The organism is Profundibacter sp., from assembly GCF_056498605.1.
In genome coordinates, this window is record NZ_JBSMEZ010000163.1 from 25034 (window position 1) to 49850 (window position 24817).

Annotated in this window: 24 protein-coding genes; 8 read left to right on the top strand and 16 right to left on the bottom strand. The window is 55.9% G+C overall.

Going from position 1 to position 24817, the window contains the following annotated elements; genetic code table 11:
- Positions 1-17: 17 nt before the first annotated feature.
- On the bottom strand, positions 18-1355 hold the full coding sequence (gene proS, locus ACWB12_RS16440) for a proline--tRNA ligase (RefSeq protein WP_479531207.1): 1338 nt from the start codon (positions 1353-1355) through the stop codon (positions 18-20).
- A 155-nt stretch (positions 1356-1510) separates the two neighbouring features.
- Here proS and ACWB12_RS16445 point away from each other — a divergent pair, with 155 nt between their 5' ends.
- The 5 genes from ACWB12_RS16445 (at position 1511) to ACWB12_RS16465 (ending at position 8182) form a co-directional block, all read left to right on the top strand.
- Complete coding sequence (locus ACWB12_RS16445) at positions 1511-2602, top strand: AI-2E family transporter (protein WP_479531183.1); 1092 nt, start codon at positions 1511-1513, stop codon at positions 2600-2602.
- Positions 2603-2605: 3 nt separating this feature from the next.
- A complete protein-coding gene (locus ACWB12_RS16450) occupies positions 2606-3277 on the top strand; it encodes a P-loop NTPase family protein (protein WP_479531184.1) in 672 nt (223 codons plus the stop codon).
- A gap of 48 nt (positions 3278-3325) precedes the next feature.
- Positions 3326-5500: an RNA degradosome polyphosphate kinase gene (locus ACWB12_RS16455; protein ID WP_479531185.1), complete on the top strand. Its 2175-nt coding sequence runs from the start codon at positions 3326-3328 to the stop codon at positions 5498-5500.
- Positions 5501-5552: 52 nt separating this feature from the next.
- Positions 5553-7085: a Ppx/GppA family phosphatase gene (locus ACWB12_RS16460; protein ID WP_479531186.1), complete on the top strand. Its 1533-nt coding sequence runs from the start codon at positions 5553-5555 to the stop codon at positions 7083-7085.
- A gap of 65 nt (positions 7086-7150) precedes the next feature.
- Positions 7151-8182 (top strand): hypothetical protein, encoded by a 1032-nt coding sequence (locus ACWB12_RS16465; protein WP_479531187.1) that lies wholly within the window; start codon positions 7151-7153, stop codon positions 8180-8182.
- Positions 8183-8198: 16 nt separating this feature from the next.
- Here ACWB12_RS16465 and ACWB12_RS16470 read toward each other — a convergent pair whose 3' ends face one another.
- From ACWB12_RS16470 to ACWB12_RS16505, 8 genes are all read right to left on the bottom strand, one after another.
- Positions 8199-8537 carry a hypothetical protein gene (locus tag ACWB12_RS16470; protein ID WP_479531188.1) on the bottom strand — a complete coding sequence of 113 codons (339 nt, stop codon included), beginning with the start codon at positions 8535-8537 and terminating at the stop codon, positions 8199-8201.
- Between the two features lie 56 nt (positions 8538-8593).
- Positions 8594-9619, bottom strand: coding sequence for an endonuclease/exonuclease/phosphatase family protein (locus ACWB12_RS16475; RefSeq protein ID WP_479531189.1), 1026 nt, complete (start codon positions 9617-9619; stop codon positions 8594-8596).
- Entirely contained in the window at positions 9619-10299 is a 681-nt protein-coding gene (locus ACWB12_RS16480; RefSeq protein WP_479531190.1) for a TerB family tellurite resistance protein, read from the bottom strand. Before ACWB12_RS16480 ends, ACWB12_RS16475 begins: the two co-directional genes overlap by 1 nt.
- 67 nt (positions 10300-10366) lie before the next feature.
- Positions 10367-10981 (bottom strand): VOC family protein, encoded by a 615-nt coding sequence (locus ACWB12_RS16485; RefSeq protein ID WP_479531191.1) that lies wholly within the window; start codon positions 10979-10981, stop codon positions 10367-10369.
- A 63-nt stretch (positions 10982-11044) separates the two neighbouring features.
- Complete coding sequence (gene scpA / locus ACWB12_RS16490; protein ID WP_479531192.1) at positions 11045-13177, bottom strand: methylmalonyl-CoA mutase; 2133 nt, start codon at positions 13175-13177, stop codon at positions 11045-11047.
- Between the two features lie 52 nt (positions 13178-13229).
- Positions 13230-14099, bottom strand: a complete 870-nt coding sequence (locus tag ACWB12_RS16495; protein ID WP_479531193.1) for a hypothetical protein — start codon at positions 14097-14099, stop codon at positions 13230-13232.
- A 4-nt stretch (positions 14100-14103) separates the two neighbouring features.
- Positions 14104-14295 carry a hypothetical protein gene (locus ACWB12_RS16500; protein WP_479531194.1) on the bottom strand — a complete coding sequence of 64 codons (192 nt, stop codon included), beginning with the start codon at positions 14293-14295 and terminating at the stop codon, positions 14104-14106.
- Complete coding sequence (locus ACWB12_RS16505; protein WP_479531195.1) at positions 14267-15217, bottom strand: hypothetical protein; 951 nt, start codon at positions 15215-15217, stop codon at positions 14267-14269. Before ACWB12_RS16505 ends, ACWB12_RS16500 begins: the two co-directional genes overlap by 29 nt.
- A gap of 177 nt (positions 15218-15394) precedes the next feature.
- Between ACWB12_RS16505 and ACWB12_RS16510 the strand changes: the two genes are divergently transcribed.
- Entirely contained in the window at positions 15395-15856 is a 462-nt protein-coding gene (locus tag ACWB12_RS16510; RefSeq protein ID WP_479531196.1) for a DUF4174 domain-containing protein, read from the top strand.
- Between the two features lie 4 nt (positions 15857-15860).
- Here ACWB12_RS16510 and ACWB12_RS16515 read toward each other — a convergent pair whose 3' ends face one another.
- Positions 15861-17105 (bottom strand): Y-family DNA polymerase, encoded by a 1245-nt coding sequence (locus tag ACWB12_RS16515; protein ID WP_479531197.1) that lies wholly within the window; start codon positions 17103-17105, stop codon positions 15861-15863.
- A 69-nt stretch (positions 17106-17174) separates the two neighbouring features.
- A complete protein-coding gene (locus ACWB12_RS16520) occupies positions 17175-19175 on the bottom strand; it encodes an acetyl-CoA carboxylase biotin carboxylase subunit (protein ID WP_479531198.1) in 2001 nt (666 codons plus the stop codon).
- A gap of 255 nt (positions 19176-19430) precedes the next feature.
- On the opposite strand from ACWB12_RS16520, the gene ACWB12_RS16525 reads away from it, so the two are divergent.
- Complete coding sequence (locus ACWB12_RS16525; protein WP_479531199.1) at positions 19431-20672, top strand: DcaP family trimeric outer membrane transporter; 1242 nt, start codon at positions 19431-19433, stop codon at positions 20670-20672.
- A gap of 160 nt (positions 20673-20832) precedes the next feature.
- Here the strand turns inward: ACWB12_RS16525 and ACWB12_RS16530 are convergent, their stop codons facing one another.
- The 5 genes from ACWB12_RS16530 to ACWB12_RS16550 form a co-directional block, all read right to left on the bottom strand.
- Complete coding sequence (locus ACWB12_RS16530; protein ID WP_479531200.1) at positions 20833-21033, bottom strand: hypothetical protein; 201 nt, start codon at positions 21031-21033, stop codon at positions 20833-20835.
- A 331-nt stretch (positions 21034-21364) separates the two neighbouring features.
- Positions 21365-21733 (bottom strand): hypothetical protein, encoded by a 369-nt coding sequence (locus ACWB12_RS16535; RefSeq protein ID WP_479531201.1) that lies wholly within the window; start codon positions 21731-21733, stop codon positions 21365-21367.
- Positions 21734-21814: 81 nt separating this feature from the next.
- Positions 21815-21943: a hypothetical protein gene (locus tag ACWB12_RS16540; protein WP_479531202.1), complete on the bottom strand. Its 129-nt coding sequence runs from the start codon at positions 21941-21943 to the stop codon at positions 21815-21817.
- Positions 21944-22157: 214 nt separating this feature from the next.
- Entirely contained in the window at positions 22158-22586 is a 429-nt protein-coding gene (locus ACWB12_RS16545; protein ID WP_479531203.1) for a DUF6497 family protein, read from the bottom strand.
- Positions 22556-24088, bottom strand: coding sequence for an acyl-CoA carboxylase subunit beta (locus ACWB12_RS16550; protein ID WP_479531204.1), 1533 nt, complete (start codon positions 24086-24088; stop codon positions 22556-22558). The genes ACWB12_RS16545 and ACWB12_RS16550 overlap by 31 nt, the downstream gene beginning before the upstream one ends.
- Before the next feature lie 202 nt (positions 24089-24290).
- Here ACWB12_RS16550 and ACWB12_RS16555 point away from each other — a divergent pair.
- Positions 24291-24817: MFS transporter (locus ACWB12_RS16555; protein WP_479531205.1), on the top strand; the 527-nt coding region annotated here is incomplete at its 3' end.

The following is a 24817-nucleotide window of genomic DNA, read 5'->3' on the forward strand; positions in this document are numbered from 1 at the left end:
TTTTTCAAAAATTCCGTTTACAGCTGCGCGTAAATCTCCACCACCTTGGCCACCGCATCCTCGGGCGTCATTTCAACGCTTTCGCCGGTTTTACGGCTGGTCAGTTCCACCACACCGTTTTTGAGGCCCCGCGGACCAACCGTGATGCGCCACGGTAGACCGATCAGGTCCATCGTCGCAAATTTCCCGCCAGCCCGTTCATTCCGGTCATCATATAGCGGCTCAAGCCCTGCTGCAGTCAGCGCCTTATACAGCCCCTCGCAGGCCGCATCCGCCGCCTCGTCGCCTTGGCGCAGGTTGATGATGCCGCAATGGAACGGTGTCACCCCTTCGGGCCAGATGATACCTTTGTCATCATGTGATGCCTCGATAATCGCACCAATAAGGCGGGATACACCAATGCCGTGGCTGCCCATATGCACCGGCACCCGTTCACCGCTGTCAGTCACCACAGTCGCGCCCATGCTTTCGGAGTATTTGGTGCCAAAGTAGAAAATCTGTCCAACCTCGATGCCACGGCTGGTTTTGCGTCGCTCTTCAGGGATCGCATCGAACAGCGCCGCGTCGTGGGTCTCGTCTGTGCGGGCGTATGGCGTGGTCCAGTCCTTGGCGATTTGCGTGCATTCCTCGACATTGTCGAAATCCACCTCGCGGTCGCCGAATTTCATCTCCAGAATGGCACTGTCGTAAAACACTTCGCTTTCGCCCGTATCGGCCAACACCAGAAACTCATGCGTATCTTCGCCGCCAATCGGGCCACTGTCTGCCCGCATCGGAATGGCTTGCAGCCCCATACGCTCATAGGTGCGCAAATAGCTGACCATATGGCGGTTATAGGCGTGGATCGCGGCGTCATAATCAATATCAAAGTTATAACCATCCTTCATCAAAAACTCGCGCCCGCGCATCACGCCGAACCGTGGGCGCACCTCGTCGCGGAATTTCCACTGGATTTGATACAGGGTCAGCGGCAGGTCTTTGTAGCTGTTCACATGGGCGCGAAACATGTCAGTGACCTGTTCCTCGTTTGTCGGACCATACAGCATATCGCGCCCGTGGCGGTCCGAAATCCGCAGCATTTCAGCGCCGTAATCATCGTAGCGCCCGCTTTCGCGCCACAGGTCTGCCGACTGGATTGTCGGCATCAGGATCGGGATGTGGCCAGCTCGGGCCTGTTCCTCATTCACGATGCGCTCAATCTTGCGCAAAACCTTCAGACCCATCGGCAACCACGAGTAAATCCCCGCGCTGGCCTGTTTGATCATACCGGCCCGCAACATATAGCGGTGCGAAACGATTTTCGCCTCGGCAGGATTTTCTTTTAGAACGGGCAGGAAATAACGGCTAAGACGCATCTGGGTGAAACCTTTGTGAAAAAAGACAGTATTCGCAGCCCCGTCTAGGCGATCCTGCCGCGCCAGACAAGAACCCTTGAACCCAGCCGCGTCCCTGCCCACTTGCAACATAGCCCTCCATGGGCCAAGAAGTGTAAAGAGTGACAGGAGCAATCATGGGCCTACCCGCATCAGAGCAAACAAAATACTGGGGCATCGCAACGGCGGTGTTTTTGGTGGTGTTGTGGTATCTGGGCGATGTAATCCTACCATTCGTTCTAGGCGGCGCGATTGCCTATTTCCTTGATCCGATCGCGGACCGGCTCGAAGCGGTCGGAGTTTCGCGGGTATGGGCCACAGTGATTATTACCCTATTTGGTTTGGTGATCTTTGTGCTGATGGCACTGCTGATTATCCCAACACTGGTTGAGCAAATCATTTCACTGGTCAATTCCGCGCCTGAAATATTTGCCAAGCTAAAGAATTTCCTGACCGAACGGTTTCCGGCCCTGATGGATGCCAATTCAACCCTGCGCCAATCGCTGGACAGTCTGGGTGAATCGATCCAGTCCAAAGGCGGCGAATTGGTCAACACCGTTCTGTCATCGGCCATGAGCCTGCTGAACATTGTTATCCTGATGGTGATCGTGCCGGTGGTGGCATTTTATATGTTGCTGGACTGGGATAATATGGTCGCCAGAATTGACAGCTACCTGCCGCGGGATCATGCGCCTGCAATCCGCCAGATCGCGCGAGAAGTTGATCAAACACTGTCCTCGTTCATCCGCGGCCAAGGCACAGTTTGCCTGACGATGGGGGCCTATTACGCGGTTGGCCTCATGCTGGTTGGCTTGCAGTTTGGCCTACTGGTCGGCGCGTTTGCAGGGTTGATCACCTTCATCCCCTATGTTGGCGCATTAATCGGCGGGGCGCTGGCCATCGGGCTGGGGTTGTTCCAGTTCTGGGGTGACTGGGTGTCGCTGGGTCTGGTCGCTGGCGTTTTCATACTTGGACAGGCTCTCGAGGGAAATGTGATCACCCCCAAACTGGTCGGCAACAGCGTTGGATTGCACCCCGTCTGGTTGATGTTCGCACTGTCGGTGTTTGGCACGCTGTTCGGGTTTGTCGGCATGTTGGTGGCGGTACCTGTTGCGGCGATCATCGGGGTGTTGATCCGGTTTGGCATTGGCCAATATCAAGAAGGGCGCTTGTATCAGGGCGTTGCGGGAACCATCGACGAAACCGACACAGCACCTAAAGAAGACTAGTCAATGGCACAGCAAATGACGTTTGATTTGCCCGTTAAAACGGCACTGGGGCGCGAGGATTTCTTTATTTCCCCCGCCAATGCGCTGACGGTCAAGGTGCTTGAAAACTGGCCGGGCTGGCCCAGTAACAAGCTAGCCCTGATCGGACCAAAGGGTGCGGGAAAAACCCACCTGACACAGGTTTGGGCCACGGATACCGGCGCCACGGTGATCCTTGCCCGTGACCTTGTTACAACTGACATCCCTGCCCTTTCAGAGCACCCCGTCGCGGTCGAGGACGTGCAGAATATCGCCACCGACATGCCTGCCCAAAAGGCCCTGTTCCATCTGCACAATCTGGCGCAGACAAACGGCACACCGCTGCTGGCCACCGGTGATGCCGCGCCAAACCACTGGGCGCTGACCCTGCCCGATCTGCAAAGCCGGATGGCGGCAACCACAATCACTACCCTGTCGCCCCCAGATGACGCCCTGCTCAGCGCCGTCCTGATTAAGCTTTTCACGGACCGCCAAATCGACGTGACCCCGAAACTGATTGCCTATCTGCTGAAACGCATGGATCGCTCATTCGATGCCGCCGGAACACTGGTTGCTGCACTGGATAAGGCGGCTCTGGCCAAAGGGGGGGCCATCACCCCGAATTTGGCCGCACAAGTGCTGGACAATGCCCGCTGAAATACGGCATAAGTCCCCCTTATCATTCCCAAAACCACCGGTTGCACCATGACCCACGCCGATTTCCTAAAAGCCCCGTTTGACGCGGCCAACGACCTGCCCGATGAGGACTGGGATGGCCCAAAACGCTTTTTTAACCGCGAGCTGTCATGGCTGGCCTTTAATTGGCGTGTACTGGAAGAGGCCGAAAATCCGCGCGTGCCGCTGCTGGAACGCCTGCGGTTCCTGTCAATTTCCGCCACCAATCTGGACGAATTTTTCACCGTACGGGTCGCGGGCCTGCAAGAGCTGGCGGATGCGGGCAATACCACGCCTGCCGCCGACGGGCTGACCGCCGCACAGCAACTACTGCTGATCAACACCGATGCGCGTGATCTGCTGCAAGCGCAACAACGCGTCTGGGATACGCTGCATGGCGAAATGGCTTACGAAAACATCACCCTGCTGGATGCCCAAAACCTAAGTGACACAGATAAAGAATTCGCCGAGCAATTCTTTCTAACCCAAGTGTTTCCGGTCCTGTCCCCACTGGCGATTGATCCGGCCCACCCGTTCCCGTTCATCCCCAACGAAGGCTTCTCGCTAGCGCTGAAACTCGAGAGCCTTGCCAACAAGCGCCCGCTGCAAGCCCTGCTGCCGATCCCGCACCAGATTGATCGGTTTGTTGCCCTGCCATGCGATAGTAATACGCAACGGTTCCTGCCATTGGAAGAGCTACTGCTGCTACATCTGGACGCCCTATTCCCGGGCTATGCCACCAAAGGCAGCTGCACGTTCCGGGTGCTGCGCAACAGCGATCTTGAGGTCGAGGACGAGGCCGAAGACCTTGTACGTGAGTTCGAGGTGGCGTTGAAACGGCGCCGCCGTGGTGACGTTGTGCGCCTGAAAATATCCGCTGACGCACCGACAGGCCTGCGCCGTCTGATTATTCGTGAGCTACATGTTGAAGAGGACGAGGTGGTCGAGATTGACGGAATGTTGGGCCTGACTGATCTGTCGGAACTGGTGCTGGACAGCCGCCCTGACCTGCTGTGGCCCAGTTTCACCCCGCGGGTGCCCGAACGTGTGCGCGACCACGAGGGTGATATGTTCGCCGCGATCCGGCAAAAGGACATGCTGCTGCACCACCCTTACGAGACATTCGATACCGTGGTGCGGTTTCTGGAACAGGCCGCGCGCGATCCCGATGTGGTGGCGATAAAACAGACATTTTATCGCACCTCGCGCGATTCCCCCATCGTGGCCGCCCTGTGCGAAGCCGCCGAAGCGGGCAAATCGGTCACCGCATTGGTCGAGCTAAAGGCGCGATTTGATGAGGCCGCCAACATCCGCCAGTCCCGCCGTCTGGAACGCGCTGGTGCGCATGTGGTGTACGGGTTCATCAATTATAAAACCCACGCCAAAATCAGCATCGTGGTGCGGCGTGAAGGTGATAAACTGGTGACCTACACCCACTTTGGCACTGGAAACTACCACCCGATCACTGCCCGCATCTACACTGATCTGTCGCTATTTACCTGCAACGAGGCCTTGGGCCGTGACGCAACCAAAGTATTCAACTACCTGTCAGGATACGCCCACCCCGAGGGGCTGGAAAACCTTGCAATCGCGCCGCTAAACCTGAAATCTACCCTGATTGAGCGGATCAATAACGAGGCAGAGTTCGCTCGAGCAGGCAAACCCGCCGAAATCTGGGCCAAGATGAATTCGCTGGTCGATCCATCGGTGATCGACGCGCTTTACGACGCCTCGCAGGCTGGCGTGAAAATTAGCCTCGTTATTCGTGGCATCTGTGGCCTGCGCCCCGGCATCAAAGGTCTGTCTGAAAACATCCGTGTTAAATCCATCGTCGGGAGGTTTCTGGAGCATTCCCGCATTGTGTGTTTTGGCAACGGTTATGGGTTGCCCGCCAAAAAGGCCAAGGTTTACTTTTCATCGGCTGACTGGATGGGCCGCAATCTGAACCGGCGGGTGGAAACACTGGTCGAGGCCACCAACGCTACCGTCAAAGCCCAGATCATGGGGCAAATCATGGCGGCAAACCTGGCTGATGAGGCACAAAGCTGGGTATTGGCTCCCGATGGCCGCTACCTGCGCCCAATAACCGCAACCGATGCACATCCGTTCAATTGCCACCGTTTCTTTATGGAAAACCCGTCACTTTCGGGCCGTGGCAAGGCCGGTGCCGCCGATGTGCCGGAATTAACCCACACCAAAGATTGACGCGTGCCCCTCGCGCAATGCAAAATAGGTGCAACTTACGGGGGATATTCACGTGGACGGAAATAACGAAGACTGGGGCCCGTTTGGCCGCCCGCTGTTTGATGACCCCTCGTCACGGGCGTTGTCACGGGTTGGCGTGGTCGATGTCGGGTCAAACTCTGTCCGGCTGGTGGTGTTTGACGGCGCCGCCCGCAGCCCCGCCTATTTCTACAATGAAAAAATCATGTGTGCGCTGGGGGCTGGCCTGCCTGAAACCGGTCGGCTGAACCCTAAGGGACGCGCCCGCGCCTTGGCTGCAATAAAACGGTTCCAGCTGCTGGCCGAGGGCATGGGCATCCCGCCCCTGACCGCCGTTGCCACCGCCGCCGTGCGCGAGGCCGAGGATGGCGCGGATTTCTGCGCCGAAGTTCTGCGCGAAACCGGTCTGGATATCTATGTGATCGATGGCGAGGAAGAGGCGCGGCTATCGGCACAGGGCGTGTTGCTGGGCTGGCCCACCGCCAACGGGCTGATCTGCGATATTGGTGGCTCGTCAATGGAACTGGCCGAAGTTGCCGACGGGCGCGTCGGACGGCGCCTGACCTCGCCGCTCGGACCGCTGAAGTTAAGCAACGTGAAGGGCGGCAAAAAAGGGCTGAAGACGCATATCAGCACCATTCTGGACGATCTGCACAGCCAGATTCCGGTTGAAAAGAAACGCCTGTTTCTGGTCGGCGGATCATGGCGGGCGATTGCGCGGCTCGACATGCTGCGGCGCGGCTACCCCCTGTCTGTGCTGCACGAATACCGGATGACACCCAAATCGGTGATGCAAACGGTGAAATGGATCGGCGAGAATGATCTGGACGATTTACGCGCCCAAACCGGCACATCCCAAGCGCGGATGATCCTTGTGCCGATCGCCTGCGAGGTGCTGAAACGTCTGGTGCGCAAATTCAAGCCGCGTGAGATCGCTGTATCCAGCTACGGCATCCGCGAAGGTATGCTGTATGAACAAATGCCGCAAAAATTACGCAACCGCGACCCCCTGATCGAGGCTTGCCGTTTTTCCGAGAGCAAAGACGCGCGATGGCCGGGGTTTGGCAAGGGGCTGTATAATTTCATCATGCCACTGTTCAAATCGGCAAACGCTGACCGCAAGCGCCTGATTATGGCTGCCTGCCTGCTGCACGACGTGACATGGCGGGCCCACCCCGATTACCGCGCAGAAGTCTGTTTTGATAACGCTACCCGCGCCAACCTAGGCGGCTTGCGCCACCGCGAGCGGGTGTTTCTGGGGCTGGCTTTGCTGCACCGCTATAAAAATTCACGCGAAGGCACACAATTCGAACCACTGGTCGAGTTGCTGGAAGACAAGGCCGTTCAGGACGCCGAAGTGTTGGGCAAAGCTATGCGGTTTGGCGCAATGCTGACGGTTGACGCACCCGACAAAATGGCGGAATTACGGTACTTCCCCAAAAAGAAAGAGCTGGAGTTGCGCTTGAATGAAAAAGCGCGCGGATTATTTGGCGAAGTGGCCGAGGCACGTTTTATGTCACTCGCGAACGCGTTGGGGGCGCAGGTTAAGATAAAGGAACTGCACTGATAACTTGACTTAAGCGGTCGGCGTGCGAAGACTGCACATCCTTAAATTTTCAAAGATAACCATTGATGAAACGCATTCTTATAATAGTATCTATAGCTGCATTGCTATTTTTGGACTTCACGACAGGGCGCGACTTTCTGATAGACAGATGGGCCATACGCGAGGCGGAAAAATCCAGAGCCGAACTTGCTGAAATATCTGCGCCCGACTACCAGCCGCTATTGGACCTACAGTCGAACAGCCACTTTGTAGTCCGGAATATATACGATTACGGACAGGCAAAATTTCAAGGCAAGGTGTTGGTTGGCTCTAATAATGCCCCGCTATTATTATTTTCCGACAGCAAGGTAGGGTATCAGAATTTCTTGCTGGACCACAAGGCAAACGTATTGCTTTCGATTGCTGAAAAAGGTGGCGTGGACCCTATAGGTGACTACCTTATTACCCGCGAGGGCTACTACTCATTCTTGCTGGATGGGAACCCCGAACTTATTCCTTACGAAAACTATGTATCTGACACTCCGGCCACCGAAGATATCATCATTAAGCTGTATGAAGAAAGCCAGTATTATACCTATGAGAACTATGGGGTTCGTGATGAAAACAACAGGTATCTCTATGGGAGATACGCCCATTATTTTTTCCGCCAAGGCCGATGGATTGCCGTGAAGATTGATTTCGATCTCGACCAAACTCTTGACAGAAAAATAGAAAAATTCGGCTCGAACAAGGGGGCCAAAGACTTTACCCGCGAATTCCCAAAAGATTACGAAGATGAAGAACAAATTGCTTCATTTTTCAATGGCAGGGTAAACATAACCCTCGATCACTTTCTTAAGGAAAAATACCACCGCCCAACATCTCCCGTGCTTGGCGACCCCACAGGCAGCTCAAAACCGGCATACTGGTCAGGCAAGGCCTATTATACGCTTATGTTTGATGGGAAAATGATCAAATTCTATGTGCCGACAGAATATCACGGGCGTCTTAGTTTGCATGGTGCCGAAATGTTGAATTTTGTAATTCTACGATTCAATCAGAACCAAAAAGACCAAAATATCATAATCAGCCTGAAACCGGATGCTTCAGGCCAGTAAGGGCCGGAAAATACCCCTAAAGCTCGATCTCACCCTCTTCCAGTGGATCAACCTCAAGCGGGGTTTTACGCCGGATAATAATATCGCCGTTAGGCAGAACCTCGGGTGCATGGTAATTGGTGAAATCACCAATCATTCCCTGCAATTCCACCAATGCCGGTGCCATCTCTTCGGCCAACCCCTTCAAATCCTTGAATGCGGGCTCCATCTCGGTCATCAGACCGCGAAGAAGTATTTTTGCGCCCTGTTCCATAAGGTTCAGGCCATCGCCCATTTCGCCTTTGTCGTCATTACCCGCTGTGGCGGGTGACAGGGCCAAACACGCGGCAAGTGTGATCGCTGCTAAATGTTTCATATTCCTATTATAATGCATGTTGGCCGATTCTATAAGGGTCGGACCAATACATAACCTTATATATCCAGATCAATCGTCACCGGAAAATGGTCGGACGCCGCCAGCAATGCTTCGCGCAACTCCGGCATATCGTAGCATTCTGGATCTTCAAACGGGTGCCAGATGCGCCAATCCGGCCCCAGTTTGCGCAAATCCGGAGACACCATGATATAATCCAGAAGCACGGACAGATACCGTTTTTCATGCTTGATATAAAACCGCGAGGTGGCCGGTTTTGCCCCCAGTTTGCGGCTCAGGATCATTTGCGCATGCGGGTCGAACAGGCACTCCTGCCCCTCCTCGCCCAGCACGATTTCAACGCTGGAACGGCCGAACAGTTTTTCGTATTCGTCCAGCCCGGGTCCATCATTGAAATCCCCCATAACCATCACAGAATCGCCTGCCGCCAAATGCGTCTCGACCCGTTGACGCAGCCAGATACATTGCGCCATCTGCTTGCGCCGGTTCTCGATCGCTTTGCGCATCTCTTCGACTTTGCCACGCGCTCCGTGCGGAGCTTTGGATTTTATATGCACTCCGATCAGCCGCACCAATGCACCCGCTTTGGTTTGCAGCGCCACCTCTAGCGGCGGTTTGGAAAAGGTGATCAATTCGGGTGCTGCATCCACATCCAGATCGCGGCGAAACACTCCGTCAAAACGCGGCGCATCGGGCGAGCCTTTCTTGCCGGTCATATCGCCGATTGGATCATGACGTGCCGTGATCACATCGGGATCATACATCAGCGATATTTCCTGTTGCGTAGTATTAGCAAACCCCATCAGCGCCTTGCTGGTGCGCAGCCCGAACCGTGCGGCAAATGCCTCAAGCGCCTTTGTGCCGTTGCGCTTGCGGCTGCTGTCAGGTGCCTCGATCACCATCACCGCATCGGCATCCATCGCCGCGAACACCTTGGCCAATGCCTCTAGCTGCTGCATCCGCGTTACATTGTAGCGCCGTGACCAGCCACCATCCATCAACAGTGCCCCGTCCTGATCAAACAGGCCGTCAAACCATTCAACATTATAGGTGGCAATCCGCATCACGCCGCCGCTTTCTGGATCTCGTCCCAGGCATTATTGATCGCCATCAATCGTCCCTCGGCCAGCTTTACCGCTTCTTGCGGAACCCCCCTGGCGGCCATCCTGTCCGGATGGGTTTCACGCACCAACGTACGATATACCGTGCGGATTTCTTCCAGAGACGCATCCGGCGCAACCCCTAGCACGTCGTATGGGTCAGGCATCGCATCGGTGACAAATTGTGCCCGCATTATGCGAAACTCGCGCTCCTCCAGTCCAAAAATCCGCCGCACCCGATCCAGAAAATCATCCTCTTTCGGATGATACTCGCCATCTGCAACAGCGATAAAGAATAGCCCCTCCATCAGGTCGAACAAGGCCGCGCGCCGCGTGCCAAACATCGCCACAATCCGGTGGGCGTATTCCTCGAAACCGGCCACATCTGTGCGCGCCATATTGAAAATACGCGCCGCATTCGCCTCTTCTTCGGGGGGGATGGTGAACACCTCGCGGAATGCCGTGACCTCGTCGCGCGTCACCAACCCGTCGGCCTTGGCCATCTTTGCCCCCAGCGCAATCACCGCAATGGTAAAACCGGCGGTTTGCTCGGGCGGGGTGCGCAGGCGTTCAAACACCTCACTCAGCCCCTCACCGCTGGCAAGGGCCGACAACGCATCAGCAATTCGACTCCACAAAGACATGCGGCCACATTAACGGGTATTTTACCGACTGTCAGGTCACGTATTCAATTGTTATTGTCACAGGGGGTCACCCCAACACCCGAATGCCGTGCGGCGTTTCAATCTCGGCCCGATAGGCCACCGCATCCCCTCGCGAAATGACAACCCGCGCGTCGCTTAAATTCCCCGCTATGGTCGCGTTCAATGCTGCCGCCTCGGGATGGGTTATCTCGAACGAGCGCAACCTACACCCCACGTCAGGCAAACGCGCCACCGGATGCGCCAGCCCTTCCCACTGGATCAATGCCGGATAGGCATTGCCAAATGGCAATTTTCCGTCCGCAGGAACCGCCATCCGCCAGCGCAAATCTGCACGGCTCAAGGCAACAGGCACCCCCACGCCGTCAGGGCTGGCACCGATTGCACCCTCCAGATCATCGGTGCGGCATATCCAGTTGGTCAACCGTGGTTCACCGTTGAAATTGTCCAAGTCAAACCAGCGCGGATGATCCGGACCCGCCGCATCGGGGTTGATCGCAATCACCTCCAGATACACGCCCCCCAAACCCAGCAACCGGTTCTGCGTGCCCATCAACGCATGCTCGCCACCACCTGCCAAAGACACGCCCAGCGTCTCTTCAATCACCGCCACGCCGTCTATCAAAGTGCTCGCAGAAACCGCCAAATGATCAAGTTCAAACACAGCCCTTACCCCTTCTTCTTGCCTTAAATACCTCCCGCGCGGAGCGCATAGAATCTCTTATTCCTATGCCTTCGCCTCACGTATAATCCGCAAAATATCCTGCGCTGCTTCGGGAATATTCGTTCCCGGCCCGAATATCGCCTTCACCCCGGCCTTATACAGAAATTCATAATCCTGCTGCGGAATAACTCCGCCGCAAATCACGATAATATCTTCCGCACCCGCCGCCTTCAGCGCCTCGACCAGCTTGGGTGCCAGTGTCTTATGCCCTGCCGCTTGCGACGAAATTCCGACCACATGCACATCGTTATCCACCGCATCCTGTGCCGCCTCTTGTGGTGTCTGGAACAACGGGCCGACATCCACGTCAAACCCGATATCCGCGAATGCCGTGGCAATCACCTTAGCCCCGCGATCATGGCCGTCCTGACCCATTTTCACCACCAGCATACGTGGGCGACGGCCCTCGTCCTGCGCAAAATCCTCGACCGATTTCTGGATGGCTGCAAACCCCTCATCCCCTTCATACGCCGCGCCATAGACGCCCGCCAATGTCTTCACCTCGGCGCGATGCCGCCCGAATGTTTTCTCCATCGCCATGCTTATCTCTCCTACCGTTGCGCGCGCCCGTGCCGCGTCAATCGCGATTTCCAACAGGTTGCCCTTGCCCGAAGCCGCCGCCTCTTCCAGTTCCACAAGTGCCGTATCACAGGCCACCTGATCACGCTTGGCCCGAATATCGGCAAGTCGCGCCACCTGATTTTCACGCACCGCCACATTGTCCACATCCAGAATGTCGATTTCATCCTCGACCTCCAGCCGGAACTTGTTCACACCAACGATCACATCATCGCCGCGATCCACCGCCGCTTGACGCCGCGCCGCTGCCTCCTCGATCCGCAATTTCGGCATGCCCGACGCCACCGCCTTGGTCATGCCGCCCATCGCGTCGACTTCTTCGATAATCTTCCACGCCGCATCCGCTAAATCCGCAGTCAGTTTTTCAACGTAATAGGATCCCGCCAGCGGGTCGATCACGTTGGTTACACCGGTTTCATTTTGCAAAATCAGCTGGGTGTTGCGCGCGATGCGGGCCGAAAAATCGGTCGGCAGGGCGATGGCCTCGTCAAAGGCGTTGGTGTGCAGCGATTGGGTGCCGCCCAACACCGCCGACATCGCCTCGTAAGCGGTGCGCACAATGTTATTGTAGGGATCTTGTTCCTGCAACGACACGCCTGATGTCTGGCAATGGGTGCGTAGCATCATGGATTTCTCGCTTTTCGGGTTAAACTCCGACATGATTTTATGCCACAGGAACCGTGCGGCCCGAAGTTTTGCGGCCTCCATAAAAAAATTCATACCGATGGCGAAAAAGAACGACAATCGCCCGGCAAAGGCATCCACATCCATACCCCGCGCCAGCGCCGCACGCACATATTCGCGCCCGTCGGCCAGCGTGAAGGCCAGTTCCTGCACTAGGTTCGCGCCCGCCTCTTGCATGTGATAGCCCGAAATCGAAATCGAGTTGAATTTCGGCATCTCGGCCGAAGTGAATTCGATAATATCGCTGACAATCCGCATCGAGGGCTCAGGCGGATAGATATAGGTGTTGCGCACCATGAATTCTTTTAGAACATCATTCTGGATCGTGCCCGACAGGGCCGCACGATCCACACCTTGTTCTTCACCCGCCACGATGAAACTGGCCAGCACGGGAATAACTGCACCGTTCATCGTCATCGATACCGAAACCTCGCCCAGTGGAATGCCGTCGAACAGGATTTTCATATCCTCGACGGAATCAATCGCAACACCGGCTTTGCCGACATCACCAACCACCCTTTCATGATCACTATCGTAACCACGATGCGTCGCCAGATCAAAAGCCACTGAAACCCCCTGCTGGCCCGCCGCCAGCGCGCGGCGATAAAAGGCGTTGCTTTCCTCGGCGGTGGAAAATCCGGCGTATTGGCGAATGGTCCACGGGCGCCCCGTATACATGGTGCTACGTGGGCCACGAGTGAACGGTACCTCGCCGGGCATCGAGCCCATATGGTCCAGCCCTTCGGCGTCATCTGCAATGTAAACCGGCTGCACTTCAATCCCTTCGGGCGTTTGCCACGTCAGATCATCCAACGTGCGTCCGCGCAGTTCTTTTTCGGCGCGCTTGGCCCATGTTTCTTTGTTCTTGGTCATTGGTCTGTCCTCTTTGTGCTGTCAGTGGCCACAGGTTTGTCCCTGCTTATCCTCATCCCGAATTATCTTCATATCTTGCAATCCCATCAGCGCCGCTGCGCAGCCATACGATATCTTCGTCATACTGGGCTTGAAACGCGGCTATTTGATGCGTTTCATACGGTTGCCAGCGCTGTGTGCCATCCGGAATTTCTGCGGCAAGGGCGGTATGGCCGCCATCCTTCAACACCTGTCGCAGCTTAGCGCACCCTGCCGAGGCATTATGCCATTTATTTTGCCCGCGCATCTGTTTCGGTACAAGTCCACCAGTTAACAATGCCAGTTGGTCATTCACTCGACCAGTCATTGCTTCAAACGGCCAAACCAGCAGTTCGGCAGACGGAAATACGCCAGCAATTTCAGTAATGACATCACGCCAACGACGCGGCTGTGTTACCAAACGATCCATTTCTCGTTTGTTCGGTATTATGCGGCCCCTTTCAATCAAAGAGGTAAGCACAGACACCCAGTATTCTTCATATGACCGGACTGATATCGCCACCCGTGTGCAATGCCCCCCGAACCCATCGGCAAATTGCTGTAATCGCCCTTGCGCTTCCGCGTATAGCTGACAATTTGACAGATTGCCCCACATTGTGCCGATCATGTTTTCTTCGCTAACGATCAGGGATTTGGCCCCGCCCATCTCAAGCCGATCCAACTTCATCCTGATCAGATCGCAAGAGCGTTTTCCATCAAGTATCTCTGCATTTGTCAACGTGTCCGGTCTTTTTTCAAGACCGGTAAATAGTCCCGCGCGCGTCTGCTTTGGCCCCCAGAACTCGGTGCCGATTTCTGCCAGATTATCACGGTTCTCTTCCAGATACTTTTGGAGAGTTGTTGTGCCGGTGCGGTGGGCTCCTAGGTGTAACGTAACGTCCACGCGCTCATTGCTCCGCCATTAAAGTCAGCGCATGGTGCCCTGAAATAAACTTGCAAAATAATGCGCGGCTTTCCCTATCGGCGCAAACCGGCAGCACGGCAATGCCCGCAGGTGTTTGCCACGTCAGATCGTCCAGCGGCCGACTGCGCCGTTCTTTTGCTGCGCGTTCAGCCCACGCCGCTTGCTTCTTGGTCATGGAGATGTCCTCTTTCCGATTGCACCGGCCGCAGATGTATCCCTGCTGGTCCGCTGTCTAAATTTTCTACATAGGTCGCAATGCCGTCAGCGCCGCCACGCAGCCATTCGATATCTTCGTCATATTGCGCCCGAAAACCGGCAATGTGGTGGTCGCCAAAAGGTTGCCACCGCGTATTGCCTTCCGGCAAGGCCGCCGCATGTGTCCTGTCGCCCCGATCAACCAGCGTCCGTCGCAGTTTCGCACAGCCCACAGACGCATTATGCCAATCCCGCCGCCCGCGCATCCGGTCCGGCACCGCCCCTCCATTCAACACCGCCAACTGGTGATCCCCCAGACCAATCATCCCTTCAAACGGCCAAACCACCAGTTCAGCCGCCGGAAAGACCGATGCAACTTCGCGGATAACATCGCGCCAGCGGCGCGGTTGCGTCACCAGCCGGTCCAGATCCTGAATCTCCGGCATTGCTCGCCCCCGTTCAACCATAAAGGCATAAACAGACGCCCAGTATTTGTCGTAAGACCGGATCGAAATCGCCACCCGTTTGCAGCGAAACCCGAAAGCCCCCGCAAACCGGTCCAGCCGCGCCCGTGCATCAGGATAGAGCCTGCCGACAGACAGGTTATCCCACATCGCGCCGATCATGTTTTCCTCGCTGACAATCAGTGATTTCACGCCAGCAATCTCCAACCGTGACAGCTCCATCCGGATCAGGCCAGAGGCGCGCTCCCCGCGCAACACCGCTTCATGGGTAATATTTGCAGGGTTCTTGACCATACCGCTGAACAGGCCCGACCGTGTCCGGTTCGGGCCCCAGAATTCCGTGCCGATATCATTCAGATTGTCACGGTTATTCTCCAGATAGTTTTGAAGGGTCGTTGTGCCGGTGCGGTGGGCACCCAAATGCAGGATAACGTCCACGAAATGTACTACTCCGCCTGAAAAGGCCGCCCATGCCGCCCGAAAATGGTATTTAGGCCCCAACACTAGACCGACACCATGATCAGAGGATTAACAGCAACATATTTTCGCAAGCAGACATTTTGCCCCTTCGCAACGCCCCACATCATGCCTATATCAGTCAGGTCAGGAGACCCGATGAAACAGCTTTTTGCCTTTGTTATTGCGGTACTTATTCCAAATTTGACCCTTGCCCAAGTGCAAGAGGTTGCTGCGCCCGATGAGCCCGCCGCTGCACCTATTACAGCAACAATTGATACAAATTTGAATGATTTTTTATGGGTTGCACGCCCTGTCGTTGTTTTTGCCGACTCACCCGCCGATCCGCGGTTCAAGAAGCAAATGAATTTGCTGGCCGAATTACCGAATGAATTAAGCCTGCGCGATGTGGTCGTCATCACGGATACCGACCCAGACGCCAAAACTCCGTTGCGCGAAAAACTACGGCCACGCGGGTTTATGCTGGTGCTGATCGGCAAGGACGGCACCGTTTTGTTGCGTAAACCACTGCCGTGGCATGTGCGCGAATTGACCCGTTCGATCGACAAACTTCCCGCCCGCCAGCAGGAAATGCGCGACCGGCGTGTGCCGCCGAAATAATCGGCTAATCCTGAAATTCCACCCGCTCCGGCACCCGCCCGAACGCGATTTTCGCACCCGTGTAGGGGGTCATGTTCACGGGGCGCTCGCCATACATCACCGTGTCCGAACCATAACGCTGGTTCAACCCGTCCACCACCAGACACAGACGTTCCCGCGCGGTCAACTCCCCCGGCCCACGGCGCGCCTCGAACAAATCCGCTGTGTGGTTGTGGCCCGATTGCAGCCCGCCCAGCATCACCGCAACCGATGCGGGGCGCACAGGGGCCAGCCGCGCCCAGAACCCGCGGTAATGGCTCAGTAATTGAAACGTGTCCTGCGTCGCGTTGATCCGCGCCCCGTACGACAGGCGCCCCCGTTCGCGGCATTTCACCGACACATGTAGGTAGGTCGCAAAATACCGCCCGCGCCGCAGCCGCGTGGCTGCTTTGATCAACAACCGCCGCGCCACCAGACGCGCGCCCTCCAGCGTGCGGTTCTCCGGCGATAAAACCTGCCCGTGCCCCAACGAGTGGGGCCGCGTCACCGGATCGGGGATATCCTCGCCCTGAAGCGCACGAATAAACCGTTCGCCTTGCACACTGCGCCAAATCCGCCGTGCATGGCGCGGGTCCAGCGCGTAAAGCGCCTGCACGGTTTCGATCCCCGCCGCCAACAGCCGTTTTTCCACGCCCCGACTGATCCCCGGCAGATCGGTCAGCCCAAGATGCGCAATCTTGTCGGGCATCACTGTGGGCAGCAACCACTGCAACCCCTCGGGTTTTTCCAACTCGCCAGCTATTTTCGCCAGCAACCGGCTGCTGCCCAGCCCAATGGAACACCGCAGCGCCACCCCCGCGCGGCTGTAAATCTGCGCCCGCATCTGCTGCGCCAAATCCATCGCGCGTTCCAGCCCGCGATCCGCCCCCGTCAGACGGCAGGAAACTTCGTCGACCGAATGCACACCCTCGATTGGCAGCACAGTTTCGACCGCCGCTTTGATCCGGTGGTGATAGTCGACATAGAGATCGTGGCGCGCCGCCCGAACCGTAATATCGGGACACAACTGACGCGCCTCGACCATGCGGGTGCCGGTGCGAATGCCCAGCGCCTTGGCCTCGTAACTGGCCGCGATACAGCACGCCCCCTCGTGCAGGGTCGTCACCACCCCGACGGGACGCCCGCGCAGGCTCGCATCCACCTGCTGCTCGACGCTGGCAAAATAGCTGTTCATATCCAGATACAGCAGATCGACGTGCAAATTTTCCATCGCGTTCCGGTCCGGTTTGAGGGTTCAAACCGAAGCTAGAACAGAACGAGAACATTTGCACGTTCAATTTCATTCAAACTCCATAATCACGTCGTCCACCGCCAGACTATCACCGGCTACCGCATTCACTTTGATCACCACGGTTTTCTTTTCTGCCCGCAAGATGTTCTCCATCTTCATTGCTTCAACGGCACACAGGGCTTGGCCCTCTTCTACTTCGTCACCAACGGCCACAGCCACTGACACGATCAACCCCGGCATCGGGCACAACAACAGCTTTGATGTATCCGCTGGAATCTTTTCGGGCATCAGGCGGGCCAGTTCTGCCTGCCGTGGGGTGCGCACAAAGACCTTCATATCGGCGCCGCGCAGACGCATCCGGAACCCACCAGGGATTTTCCCAGCCTTGACCACCATAGCTGTGCCATCCACATCCAGCACCGCAAGATTCTGCCCAGGCGTCCAGTCAGATGACACCCGCAAATCGGACCCATCGGCAAAAGAAACCGTCGCTCCCATCGGATCAGCATCAATCGTCACGGGGAATGATTGGCCCTGTAACGACACGATCCAATCCTTGCCGACCTTGCGTTCGTGATTGTCCATTCGGCCCGACACCCGCGTACGCCGGATTTCAGCAACCCGATACATCGCAGCGGCAGATGCGGTGACACGGCGCAGCATATCGTCGGGCAATTCCACCCCGTCAAAGCCGTCGGGGAACTCTTCCTCGATGAACGCCGTGGTCATGTTGCCCGATGTGAATTTTTCATGGTCCATCACGGCGGACAGGAATGGCAGGTTGTGGCCAATGCCCTCAACCTCGAAACTGTCCAGAGCGGTGCGCATCCCCTCAATCGCTTGCATGCGGGTCGGAGCCCAAGTGCAAAGTTTGGCAATCATCGGATCATAATACATGGAAATCTCGCCGCCCTCATAAACGCCGGTATCGTTGCGCACCACATGGGTTGCATCCGCCACCTCTGCTGGAGGGCGGTAACGGGTCAAACGGCCAATCGAGGGCAGGAAACCACGATAGGGATCTTCGGCATAAAGACGGCTTTCCATCGCCCAGCCGTTCAGCTTCACATCTTTCTGGGTGATACTCAGTTTTTCGCCATCCGCCACGCGGATCATTTGCTCGACCAGATCAATGCCGGTGATCAGTTCCGTCACGGGGTGTTCCACCTGCAAACGGGTGTTCATTTCTAGGAAATAAAAGTTCCGATCCCCGTCCACAATAAATTCCACCGTGCCCGCACTGGCATAATCCACGGCCTGCGCCAAAGCGACGGCCTGATTGCCCATCTTCTTGCGGGTTTTCTCGTCCAGAAACGGGCTGTGCGCTTCTTCAATGACTTTTTGTTGCCGGCGCTGGATCGAACACTCACGCTCGCCCAGATAGATCGCGTTACCATGACTGTCGGCCAACACCTGAATCTCGATGTGTCGCGGTTGTGTGATGAACTTTTCAATGAAAATCCTGTCATCGCCGAAACTGGCCGCAGCCTCATTTTTGGAACTCTGAAACCCCTCGCGGGCCTCCACGTCATTCCACGCAATCCGCATGCCTTTACCACCACCACCGGCAGACGCCTTCAACATCACCGGATAGCCGATCTGTTTGCTGATCTTGACGGCTTCCTCCGCATCCTCGATCAACCCCATGTGCCCAGGCACGGTGGCAACACCGGCATCAATGGCAATTTTCTTGCTGGTAATCTTGTCGCCCATGCTTTCAATCGCGCCCACGGGCGGGCCGATAAACGCGACACCTTCACGCGCCAACGCTTCGGCGAACAGCTTGTTTTCGCTCAAGAAACCGTAACCCGGATGCACGGCCTCGGCCCCTGTCTGGCGGATCGCGTCCATCACCTTGTCGATCACGATATAGGACTGGTTGGCAGGGGGCGGGCCGATATGCACTGCCTCGTCCGCCATCTTGACGTGCAATGCATCTTTATCGGCGTCCGAATAGATAGCGACTGTAGAAATCCCCATTTTACGCGCCGTTTTAATCACCCGACAGGCGATTTCACCACGGTTTGCAATCAGTATCTTTTTGAACATCTAACAGGCCTTCCCCATATCATTTTGCACCTTCACGGCACTCGTTTTGATTGATCCGACTCGCGCCCGCGCGCGCGTTAGGATCGCAATTTCTGCGATCACTCTCCACTCACAACACAAGGAATTCCCGTGATGATATCGTCTTGATTTTGTGCTGTTAACGGCACGCATCGTGACACCAAGTGATTGAAAATCTCTGCCACACTCTCCCCATGGGTGCGCTAATTCCAGCGCGCCCTGAACAGGAGGAAGACCATGAAAGCAATCCCGTTTAACCCCAGACATCCGGCGCTTATCGCCACGCTGCTTGCGACGACATTCGCAACGCCAGCGCTGGCCGAAACCGCCGCCGAGTTGAAACAGCAACTGACGGCCCTTGAGGCGCGTATCGACGGGCTGGAAAGCGAGGGGCGACTGAAATTCCCCAGCGGCACAACCGTTGAAATCGGTGGCTATATCAAAACCGATTTCATCTTTGATTTTGACGAGGCTTTGGGCGATGCCTTTAACGTTGACGGCATCACCATTGGCGATGTTGGTGATGAAAACCATTTTCGTGCCCACGCGCGTCAATCGCGTCTGTTTTTCAAGACCAGCACCGATACCAATCGCGGCCCCTTGAAAACCCATCTTGAGTTTGACTTCTTTGGCAGTAACGGCAACGAGGTCTTCTCGAACTCCTACTCGCCACGCCTGCGCCACGCCTATGGCACATGGAACGGTTGGACTGTCGGGCAAACTTGGTCGAACTTTATGCCGATCGAAAGCTATCCCACCACGGTCGACTTCAACGGCCCTGCCGGTATACCGTTTATCCGCCAAGCCCAGTTGCGTTACACATTTCAGGTGTCCGATAGTGTGGCCATTTCGGCTTCGTTGGAAAACTCGGAATTCAGTGGGCGCGATGCGGCTGGTACGATTTCGGAAACGACGGGCAGCTCGATTTCGGGCCTGCGCGCCGGGCTTGATCAACTGCCCGATTTCACGTTGGCAGCGTCGTGGAAAGGCGAAAAGGCCTTTGTTAAAATCGCTGGCGTTGTGCGCGAGTTCGACTCGCCCACGTCGAACGACACCGAAACCGGTTGGGGTGTAAACCTGTCCGGCAACGCGTCCCTTTGGGAAGGCGGAACGCTTTATGGCTCGTTGACTTATGGTGACGGGATCGGGCGCTACCTGATCAACGGCTTTGCGCAGGATGCCTTTATCGATGCTGCTGGCCAGATCCAAACCATCGAGGCGGTCGGTGCCACCTTTGGAGTATCCCAAGCCATCAGCCCCAAGCTGACAGCGGGATTGGCGCTGGGATATTACGAGGTCAACGACACCTTTGCCGCGACCGACACCGACAATATTTCGACGGCCCACCTCAGTCTGTTTTACAAACCGACCGAGCGTATGACCGTCGGAGCCGAGTTGATCTATGGTCGGCGTGAAATCGTCAGTGGTGCCAGCGATGACGCCACGCGTCTGCAAACCTCGGTTCAGTTTAACTTCTGAACTGATGCTGCCAAGGGCCGGCCAAGGTGCATGGCCTGCCTTTGGCAACCCGTGCAATATGGCGGCATTCACAAAAAACCACCGCGAGGAAAACCCCGCGGTGGCTGTTTCATGAGTGGCAATGAACGGACGTAATACCGCCCGTATTTTGCGCGTTAGATTAGCGGCACACGCCAACGTCGTCGCATAGTGCGCCAGCGCCAGCGCCGATAACCGCGCCGGTAAGAATGCTGCCATTTGTAACATCCGCAACAACGGCACCAGCAACGGCCCCCGCTGCGGCGCGTTGGACATCATTTTCCAGACAACCGGCAAGCGGGATAATAAGAACAGCCACAAGGGCCAAGTGTTTGATTTGCATTGTTTTCTGCCTCCAACAATTGTTTTTATTGGAGCCATACATATCAGACTTCCCAGTCCAAGAGAATCCCCTGAATTCAGATTGTGCTTTTCGGCTGTTCTTTGCTCAATTTCGTGACAATCCGGCCATAAAAAAAACGGTCCGGCCCAAAAAGGACCGAACCGCTCAGAAGGGGAAGGGTAACGGTATTGACTAGTACAAGCAGACATCTTGCTGGAGGCGCCTGCCATAGGGAGGACATTGACCCAAATATTGTGCACAGAAAAGCCCAACATTGACCTTAGGTCATTTTGGGCTGTTTTCTGCCAAATCCCCAGATCCACAGGCAAATTCACGCCGATCCCCCGCCATCTGGCCCGTCAAACGCATCCGGAAACGCCGCGCGCGCCCGTCGCTCGTCAATTTTCAGCAGTGCCTCATAGCTTTCGGGATCAAACGGGTCTTCGGCAGGAATCACTTCACGTCCGAACATCCACGAAATGCGCCCCGCATCCAGATTGCCCCGCTCAAACGGCGCGTCGCCAAACTGGAACCACAGCGCCATCATAAACGCCACATCCGCCCGCCGGTCCGCAGGTCGCCGATCGGCAAACCGCTCGCGTGCAATCAGGGCAGTCACGCCCTTTTTGTTCGGTCTACGGATCGTAAATTGAAAATCTGTGCCCGGTAGACGCCCCGGGAAACCGCGATGCTTCAGCATAACTTCCCTCCTGCTAAAAAAGGGTTATGCGAAATCCATTTGCGGTTCGGAACGGGCCCGAAAGCCCGTTCCGATGGTATTTTAGTATTTAGTTGTTGGTTGCTCAACCATAACTGGCTCTTCAACGAAAACAACTTCTTCTTGTTGCGCACACGCTGCAACGACCGCGAAAAGGCCAAGGGCCATAACTGCTTTGATGCTATTCGACATCCTAGTCTCCTATTGATTGCAAAGATTCGGTCGCAGCCATTTGGCCACACCCGCCCCATTGATAAGTTACAGGCTACTTTGAGGTAACCTTGAGGAACGATAACTGATAAATAACGGAAAAAACATAGTCTGCTTTGCAATCGGCGGAATTGTGACGCCATTGCATCAATCCGCTGCAAGATAGGGTCATTAACCGCAACATATTGTGGCTGCATCAGAACCCCTCCCAGATACAGGTGGTGCCTTCGGGGCTATATATCTCGAAAAACTGGGTGGCGTCGGGGTCGGGTTTTCCGAACATCACTTCACGGTCCGAAATCGATATTACAATCCGGTCAACCGGGCGGTTTTGTTCGATTAATGCCGGTAGTGCCGATGTTTCGCACAGGTGCTTGATATCCTGTTCAGCCGCATCAAATCCGATGTTGCCGCCGTCCCGCGCAATCTGTGGCGCGATGTAGCGAAAGCGATAGGTGTTCATCTCGCCCTCTTCCTCCCAGATCACCTCGAAAAAGGTCACGGGCTGGCCCGAGGGCACCTCGATCGGGGCGGCCACAGCCGACAAGGGAAGGCACACCATTGATGCCAAAATCATATGCAGGGTTTGGCGCATTATAACGGTATATTCCCGTGCTTTTTCCACGGGTTCTGCTGTTTCTTGCCCCGCAATGACGCGAAGGCACGACAGATGCGTTTGCGTGATACCGATGGCTGGATCACCTCGTCGATGAACCCGCGTTCCGCCGCCACAAACGGGTTGGCGAAACGGTCCTCGTAATCTGCCGTGTGCTGGGCGATTTTATCCGCATCGCCCAGATCGGAACGGTGGATAATCTCCGTCGCCCCCTTGGCCCCCATCACCGCGATCTGTGCGGTTGGCCACGCATAGTTGAAATCACCACGCAAGTGTTTGGACGCCATCACATCATACGCCCCGCCATATGCCTTGCGGGTGATCAAAGTGACCTTGGGCACCGTCGCTTCGCCGTAAGCAAACAACAGTTTTGCGCCGTGCTTAATGACACCGCCATATTCCTGCGACGTTCCCGGCAAAAACCCTGGCACATCGACCAGCGTCAGGATCGGAATTTCAAACGCATCGCAGAATCGAACGAACCGTGCCGCCTTACGCGATGAATCAATATCCAGACATCCTGCCAAAACCATCGGCTGATTCGCCACCAAACCCACGGTCGACCCTTCCAGACGGACAAACCCCGTCAGGATGTTTTTGGCGTATTCTTCCTGAATTTCATAAAAATCACCCTCGTCGGCCAGTTTGAAGATCAGTTCCTTCATATCATAAGGCGCGTTGGGGTTATCGGGTACCAAAGTGTTTAGGCTATCATCCAGCCTAGAGGGATCATCAAAGAAAGGGCGCACCGGAACGCCTGAGCGGTTGTCCAGCGGCAGGAAATCGACCAAACGGCGAATTTCCGACAGCGCCTCGACATCGTTTTCAAACGCCCCGTCCGCTACGCTTGATTTCTTGGTATGGGTCATCGCACCGCCCAATTCCTCGGCGGTGACCACCTCGTTGGTGACGGTTTTCACTACATCGGGGCCGGTGACGAACATGTAAGAGCTGTCTTTGACCATGAAGATGAAATCGGTGATCGCAGGCGAATAGACCGCCCCGCCCGCACAGGGGCCCATGATCACACTGATCTGCGGCACCACGCCACTGGCCATGATGTTGCGCTGAAACACCTCGGCATAGCCCGCCAATGACGCAACACCTTCCTGAATCCGTGCGCCGCCACTGTCATTCAACCCGATCACGGGCGCACCATTCTGCATCGCCATATCCATGATCTTGCAAATTTTCTGCGCGTTAGTTTCCGACAATGATCCGCCGAATACAGTGAAGTCCTGACTGTAGACATATACCATACGCCCGTTGATCGTGCCCCATCCGGTCACCACCCCGTCGCCCGCATGCTGTTGTTTTTCCATATCAAAATCGGCACATCGATGCGTCTTGAACATATCGAATTCTTCAAATGAATCTTCGTCCAACAAAAGATCAATCCGCTCGCGTGCCGTCAGCTTGCCTTTGGAATGCTGCGCTTCGATCCGCCGATCACCACCACCCAAACGGGCCTCGCGGCGTCGGCCTTCCAACTCTTGCAGGATATCTTTCATCGGCACACCTCCGGTTTTGATTTTAAGGCAACCTATACGCCCCGCGCAGCAGAACAAAGCAGATTTCAGTATATTTGCAAACCCTACACGCCACACAGCCTGCGAACTGCAAATTTGCTAAGTTTTCCCTGTGCAAATACGCAGCCCTATCTCTGCAGCTATAATAATGGACAATGTCAATCAAACCCGATACGCCAGATGTATGACGCTGAAATCCGAGGTGCGGTATATGGACCGCACCACACCCCCGCATATCTCGACCCTGATCCTGCTGGCCGCTCTGCCCGCGTTATCCATGAACATGTTCCTTCCCTCGATCCCTGCCATGGCAGACCATTTCAGCGTGGATTACCGCGTCATGCAATTATCCGTCTCGCTGTATCTGGCGATGACGGCGATCCTGCAACTGCTGATCGGCCCGCTATCCGACCGTTACGGCAGGCGTCCGATCATCCTGTTGGGTGGCGCGATCTTCATCATCGCCACACTGGGCTGCATCCTGTCGCCAACCGCCGAAATCTTCCTTGGCTTTCGCATGCTGCAAGCGGTGATTGCCACCGGCATGGCCCTGTCACGCGCCGTGATCCGCGATATGGTGCCCGAGGCCCAAGCGGCCTCGATGATTGGTTATGTCACTATGGGCATGTCGCTGTCGCCGATGCTCGGCCCGCTGGTTGGCGGCATTCTGGATACATATTTCGGCTGGCATGCCACGTTCTGGGTTCTGAT

What these genes read in the sequence shown, in the direction of transcription:
- ACWB12_RS16480 (WP_479531190.1), bottom strand. Translation starts at nt 10,299, where the DNA reads ATGTCTTTGTGGAGTCGAATTGCTGATGCGTTGTCGGCCCTTGCCAGC.
- ACWB12_RS16535 (WP_479531201.1), bottom strand. Translation starts at nt 21,733, where the DNA reads ATGCTGAAGCATCGCGGTTTCCCGGGGCGTCTACCGGGCACAGATTTT.
- ACWB12_RS16530 (WP_479531200.1), bottom strand. Translation starts at nt 21,033, where the DNA reads ATGCAAATCAAACACTTGGCCCTTGTGGCTGTTCTTATTATCCCGCTT.
- ACWB12_RS16540 (WP_479531202.1), bottom strand. Translation starts at nt 21,943, where the DNA reads ATGTCGAATAGCATCAAAGCAGTTATGGCCCTTGGCCTTTTCGCGGTC.
- ACWB12_RS16475 (WP_479531189.1), bottom strand. Translation starts at nt 9,619, where the DNA reads ATGCGGATTGCCACCTATAATGTTGAATGGTTTGACGGCCTGTTTGAT.
- scpA (WP_479531192.1), bottom strand. Translation starts at nt 13,177, where the DNA reads ATGACCAAGAACAAAGAAACATGGGCCAAGCGCGCCGAAAAAGAACTG.
- ACWB12_RS16500 (WP_479531194.1), bottom strand. Translation starts at nt 14,295, where the DNA reads ATGACCAAGAAGCAAGCGGCGTGGGCTGAACGCGCAGCAAAAGAACGG.
- proS (WP_479531207.1), bottom strand. Translation starts at nt 1,355, where the DNA reads ATGCGTCTTAGCCGTTATTTCCTGCCCGTTCTAAAAGAAAATCCTGCC.
- ACWB12_RS16510 (WP_479531196.1), top strand. Translation starts at nt 15,395, where the DNA reads ATGAAACAGCTTTTTGCCTTTGTTATTGCGGTACTTATTCCAAATTTG.
- ACWB12_RS16455 (WP_479531185.1), top strand. Translation starts at nt 3,326, where the DNA reads ATGACCCACGCCGATTTCCTAAAAGCCCCGTTTGACGCGGCCAACGAC.
- ACWB12_RS16445 (WP_479531183.1), top strand. Translation starts at nt 1,511, where the DNA reads ATGGGCCTACCCGCATCAGAGCAAACAAAATACTGGGGCATCGCAACG.
- ACWB12_RS16465 (WP_479531187.1), top strand. Translation starts at nt 7,151, where the DNA reads ATGAAACGCATTCTTATAATAGTATCTATAGCTGCATTGCTATTTTTG.
- ACWB12_RS16450 (WP_479531184.1), top strand. Translation starts at nt 2,606, where the DNA reads ATGGCACAGCAAATGACGTTTGATTTGCCCGTTAAAACGGCACTGGGG.
- ACWB12_RS16470 (WP_479531188.1), bottom strand. Translation starts at nt 8,537, where the DNA reads ATGAAACATTTAGCAGCGATCACACTTGCCGCGTGTTTGGCCCTGTCA.
- ACWB12_RS16550 (WP_479531204.1), bottom strand. Translation starts at nt 24,088, where the DNA reads ATGAAAGATATCCTGCAAGAGTTGGAAGGCCGACGCCGCGAGGCCCGT.
- ACWB12_RS16515 (WP_479531197.1), bottom strand. Translation starts at nt 17,105, where the DNA reads ATGGAAAATTTGCACGTCGATCTGCTGTATCTGGATATGAACAGCTAT.
- ACWB12_RS16525 (WP_479531199.1), top strand. Translation starts at nt 19,431, where the DNA reads ATGAAAGCAATCCCGTTTAACCCCAGACATCCGGCGCTTATCGCCACG.
- ACWB12_RS16520 (WP_479531198.1), bottom strand. Translation starts at nt 19,175, where the DNA reads ATGTTCAAAAAGATACTGATTGCAAACCGTGGTGAAATCGCCTGTCGG.